Origin of the sequence: Bacteroides caecigallinarum (genome assembly GCF_016902295.1) — a bacterium.
GTDB classification, from domain to species: Bacteria; Bacteroidota; Bacteroidia; order Bacteroidales; family Bacteroidaceae; genus Phocaeicola; species Phocaeicola caecigallinarum_A.
In genome coordinates this window covers 1-973 of record NZ_JACJLQ010000116.1, presented here as the reverse complement: position 1 = coordinate 973, position 973 = coordinate 1, and the positions used below count along the sequence as shown (strand labels likewise).

1 protein-coding gene is annotated in these 973 nt (G+C 46.5%); it reads left to right on the top strand.

What is annotated here, in order from left to right:
• The coding region (locus H6A27_RS14405) for an ATP-binding protein (RefSeq protein WP_204509188.1) at window positions 1-973 on the top strand (973 nt) is incomplete at both ends.

Sequence of the window (973 nt, the reverse complement as noted above, 5' to 3'; positions counted from 1 at the left end):
TCGGCAAGAGTCTGCTTATCTCTACGCTGGAGACTTATTTCAGCGGAAAGAGGGAGATGTTTGAGGGACTGAAGATTGCGGAACTGGAAAAGGAATGGGCGGTACATCCGATATTGCATCTGGACCTGAATACGGAAAGGTATGCCACTCCGAAGGATCTGGAAAACAAGCTCGACCTGTTCCTGAAGCAGTGTGAGGCTTTGTACGGCAAGAATCCGGATGAGTATTCGCTGGCGACAAGATTTGAGGGGGTGATACGCAGGGCGGCGGAGAAGACGGGAAGAAACACTGTTATCCTGGTGGACGAGTACGACAAGCCGATGCTGCAGGCCATAGATAATGAGGAGCTGCAGAATGAGTACAGGGACACACTGAAGGCTTTCTACGGGGCTCTGAAATCGATGGACAGGTATATCAGGTTCGCACTGCTTACGGGGGTGACGAAGTTCGGAAAGGTGAGCGTCTTCAGCGACCTGAATAATCTGAGGGATATATCGATGGAGTTTGCATATATCGGCATTTGTGGTATCACGGAGGAGGAGCTACACTCTGTATTCAAAGAAGGCGTAAAGGAGCTGGGGGCAGCAAATGATATGTCGGAAGAGGAAACGAAGGCGGAACTGAAGGAACTGTACGACGGGTATCACTTCAACAACAGATGTGTGGATATTTATAATCTATCCGGTTTAATGATTACCTTGGATTCAAAGGCGTTAAGAAGCAATTGGATAGAGGTTGGAACACCTTCATTTCTGGTGAAAATGCTTAAAAATAGAGATTCTGACTTAGGAGATTTGGAAGGAGTTGAGATAGACGGCAGTCTGCTGGAAAGTAACGATACGGCATCGAAAAATCTTATTCCGATGATTTATCAGAGCGGGTATCTGACGATTAAAGATTACGATAAGAAATCGAATATCTACAAGCTGGGGTTCCCGAACAAGCATGTGAAGAATGCCTTCATGACATTGAT